This window comes from Psychrobacter sp. (assembly GCF_036731945.1).
Taxonomy (GTDB): Bacteria; Pseudomonadota; Gammaproteobacteria; order Pseudomonadales; family Moraxellaceae; genus Psychrobacter.
On record NZ_DAINDI010000067.1, the window covers coordinates 12,448 to 16,675 of the forward strand.

General features: G+C 43.6%; 3 protein-coding genes. 1 reads left to right on the plus strand and 2 read right to left on the minus strand.

All coding sequences use genetic code 11. The annotated features are described in order from the left end of the window. Positions 1–354 precede the first annotated feature (354 nt). The gene (locus V7D75_RS12075; protein ID WP_333614757.1) at positions 355–1,233 is read left to right on the plus strand and encodes a hypothetical protein; all 879 of its coding nucleotides are present in this window, start codon (positions 355–357) and stop codon (positions 1,231–1,233) included. A gap of 277 nt (positions 1,234–1,510) precedes the next feature. Here the strand turns inward: V7D75_RS12075 and V7D75_RS12080 are convergent, their stop codons facing one another. Together V7D75_RS12080 and V7D75_RS12085 are read right to left on the minus strand one after the other, a co-directional pair. Beyond that, complete coding sequence (locus V7D75_RS12080; protein WP_333614758.1) at positions 1,511–2,785, minus strand: HmuY family protein; 1,275 nt, start codon at positions 2,783–2,785, stop codon at positions 1,511–1,513. Between the two features lie 113 nt (positions 2,786–2,898). Then, positions 2,899–4,228, minus strand: a 1,330-nt coding sequence (locus tag V7D75_RS12085; RefSeq protein WP_333614759.1) for a TonB-dependent receptor plug domain-containing protein, incomplete at its 5' end; no start/stop codon positions are given.

Here is a 4,228-nt window from a genome sequence, read left to right on the forward strand (position 1 = left end):
ATCGATAAAGAGAGGGTTAATAAGCTATCTCTTAGTGCTACAGTATTCAAAGCCAAAATATTTCTCCAATAAAAAGTAAAAAAAGTCATACAAAGCAGCAAAGTATTATAAGGAAAATTAGGATAAATGCCTATTAAATGTTGGCTTTTTTCTTTAACGGGAGTAGTTTTTGGGTTGTAAGTTAAGAATAAATAACTAGAAGATGGTTAAATAGAAGGTTGTTAGCTCTTTAAGATAATATCAACTCGCTTTAACTTCCTAGAATAAGCCTTGGACATTAACAAAGGTTTAATAGATTAATCTTTAATTAGATCATACTGTCAATGTAGAAAATATAAATTTGGGAGAGTTACCGTGTTAAGTATCATCCAAGAGTCGTCTTTGCCAACGATTAAAACGGTACTACTTACCACTGTATTGCTCGGTACGGCACAACTGCTGGCAGGTTGTGATTCGCAGCCTGCAAATTCAAATGAAAAAGATAATGATAATGTCGCAGCGCAAACGGATAATATAGATAAAAATATGGCTGAGAAAGATAATGCGTCTATCAATTATAGTTCTATAAGTTCTGCTAATGCGGATAAAGCACAGAATAACGAAGCAGAAAAGTTATCCAATGATAAAACTATCAATCCATCGGGCTACCAAAAGCTAAGCTTTGGGCAGGCTATTAGCCCTGAGTTACTGAGTGAGCTAGGACTGACCAAAGAAAAAACTGACAACGAGCAGTGCTATTACGTCAGTAATCCAGCACTAAACTATATAGATAAAGAGTACGGTAAACGTGCTTCCGTGCTATATCAGATCATCGATGAAAAAGCTGCTTTGATTGCTATTCAGGATCCAAACATAGCGTTTTATATAGACATTCATGTTGGCGATGCAGTAGCAGAGGTGATGCAAGCGCATGATAATAAGCTGACTTATGAAGTCGATAAATACGCGGTTGATGGTGAATATTATAACTTGATTGCTAACGTCAATTTTAAAGTGATAAAAGAACCCGAGCTTGGAGAGTCCTTAAAAACTGAAAATATCAAGCTTGATAGTAAAGAAGATAAATTGCCCTTACAAATTAAATATTATATTAAGGGCGGTCAAACGCTTAACGAGCATAAAATAAAGGCGAGTGATTGGACGGCAGATAAGAAAAGTCTGTTAAAAGGTGAGGTAGAGAGTATTGATATTGGGATACCAGAAGCGATCTATTTGGTCGAAGGCTGTTCTTAACAATTAACCATAGACAGCAAAAGCCTTGTCTACTAAAAATAAATAGCAGACAGTTTTTTTTTAACTTTATAGCTTAACTATAGTAAAAGTATCCTAAAAACGCGACGGTATTGCTGATATCAATTTTTTGTAGCCTCTGTCTGCGCAGGCACAGCAAGCAAGAAAAATGGATATCAGCAGTGCGTGATGTAACGATATTACTTTTCACTCACTATAATAGAAACTGAAAAGTGATTACTCAATAATGGAGGTATACTTTTGCTTTTATCCTTTTGTATTAAGAAGCCGGCTGAATATCTAGTTTAAACTCCCACGAGGTCGCCGTTGTCGCTGTGCTATCAGGATAGTTGATTTTATCCAAACGCATGCGCGCATAGCTATTGCCTTCGGCAGATCTGATGAGTGCGCCTTGTGCGCTATCAAGCGGCTTGGCGTTTAGCTGATGGGTCATGCCATTGTAAGTGTACCAGCCAAAGTCCAGATTTGGGAAGTTGCCAGTATAAGCAGGATTGAGATCCGAGCCCTTGCTATCGATCACCCAGCTTCTAGCGCTCAGCGGTTTATCGTATACAGCGGTATTGGTAAGGTTAGATAAGGTAGCTTCTCTACCATCGGTAATGAACTGACTGGTAATGGGTTTACCTTGCGCATCATAATAGCCAGCTGGCGTAGCAGCGAGGTAGCCACCAACTTTGCCTTTATTGGTACCACTTGCAGAATCCCCGCCATTCAAAATTACATCATTACGCTTAAAGCCAATCTGCCAAGTGCTATTTTTATCGGTGCTACTTTGGCCTGTTTTTAGATCAAAATACACCCAGTTATCATTGCTGGTGGCGTTGATAGTTGTTGTATGTACCTTGTTCGGTAGCGCCGTATCAATCCAGCGAATAGTTGGGTAGCCAGATTTCCCAGCATCATTATAATAGTTGGTAATTTGCATGGCATAGATAGGCTGCTGGACGCTGCTGTCTGTCATGGTGCTGCTATTGTCTGTGGTGACAAGATAGACGCGGTTGTTGGGATATAGCTGATGATTGCCTTGCAAGTTGTATTCAAACCAAGGCTTGGCAGTAAACACCCCGCCGCTGCGATCTTCATTATAGTGCAGGATGATGTCACGGCCTGTATCAGGGTCAAGGGTGGCATTGGTATAACGGCTCAGATCAGACCAGTCGATCAAGCCGAAAACCCCGCCCAAACCTGCGCCAGAATCACCACTATTTGACCAAAGCTTGACCGAACGCGCTTGGTTTTCAAACTTAATATCCCACGTATCTCCATCACACGAGCTCTCAGCTTTGGCATCAAAGTCATAACAAGTAGCGGTATCGGGCGCTAGATTGGTGACTTGCCACGTGGCCGTTTCACTAAAGCTCGCTGTGCTCACAGGTGGCTTGTCATCGCTATTACCGCCATTTCCGGTATTGTTATTACTCGAGTCATCACTGCCGCCACCGCAGCCGGTTATGCTGATGGCTAGCAGGCTGCTGCTAAAAAGTAAGGCCAATTTGGTCGGTTTGGTGCTCTCTGCTGGGGTAGTTTTGGTCATGTCAGGCTCCTTGATGGTTATTGTTTTGGCTAAAGTTAAAAACAGCGCTTAGACAGAGTTTTTTTAAAGAATGGCTTTAAAAGAGTTGCTTTAAGATAAGTATGGGCAAAGGCTTACCAGTGGTAGCTGGCACCCAGTAACCACTCACGATTGTCGATCGGGCGATAGTCACTGGCATCGGTGACATCTCGCTGCACATCAAAGATATTATTAACCGCCGCGTATATGCTCAGATTTGCCGTCATGTCATAGTTGAGCTTGCTATCGAGCGTCCACCAAGACGGTGAGTACGTCTGCGCGCTGGTGCTGACGAGCTGTTTGGATTCGTAGTTAAGGCGCGGGATTAGCTGTAGCTTGTCGTTGATTTGATAATCAAGCGCTAGCATGGCTTTGTGGTTGGGCTTATAGGTCAGCTCGGTATCGGTGACATTATTGTGGGTTTTGAGGTAAGCATAACTGGCTTGCAGTTTGGCGCGCTCGTCCACTTGCCAGTCGATACCAATATCGCCGCCATAGGTTTTGGCGCTATCGACGTTCATATATTTGTAAACGGCGATATTGCCATCAAAGGTCGCGTTGTCCTCGTCGGTTTGGATCAGATCATCAACGTCATTATAAAAGCCATTGACTGTCACATTTAACCTATCGCTCAGCTGACCTTGATAGCCGATTTGGTAACTGGTTGAGGTCTCCGGCTGCAAGTTGGGATTGCCCAGTACTTTATAGCCCAAATTGCTATGATCAAAGACGTAGTAGCGTTCTTTTAGATTTGGCACGCGATAACCGCCGCCGATACTACCGCGCAAGATGTGCTCGCGACCGCTTGTATCTAAATGGTTGTATTTGAGCGATACCTTTGGCGCGATATGATCACCAAAGTCTTCATCGTTTTGATAGCGAATACCGCTCAACACTTCCCAGTTATCACCAATCAACCAATCGTCTTGTAGGTATAGCTCACCGACATCGCGGCTGACTTCATCGCTGATCAACTCGCTGACTTGGTTTTTGGTTTGGCTAAGCGTGTCTTGTTGGACTTGACCGCCGACTTGGATAAGATGGCTGTGTGTATCGGATAGTACCAACGCCGGTAGATCGAGCTGCGCTTGCGCCAATGTCGTACTGATGTCGGTATCACGGGCGCTGGTGATGGTCTGCTGGGTTTTGGTATTAGACTCGCTTTGATAGTCCTCATGCAGCGCTTGAGCGGACAGTCGATACGTCTTGCTGCGATCATCCTTATGCGGCGTGATATCAGCGCGCGCACCAACACTAAAGCGCTGCTTAGTAATGTGCTCATCTCGCTGCTGTGCCAAATAGCGCGGCGCCACATAATAATTAAAACGGCTAACATCGTCTTCTTTATAGTGACTGGCCTCTAGCCAATACTGAGTGTTTTTGACCACTCGGCTATCGTCGCTACTATTGCTATTGTTTGACATG

Excerpts from the sequence above, each read along its gene's own strand:
- V7D75_RS12080 (WP_333614758.1), bottom strand. The coding sequence starts at position 2,785 with ATGACCAAAACTACCCCAGCAGAGAGCACCAAACCGACCAAATTGGCC.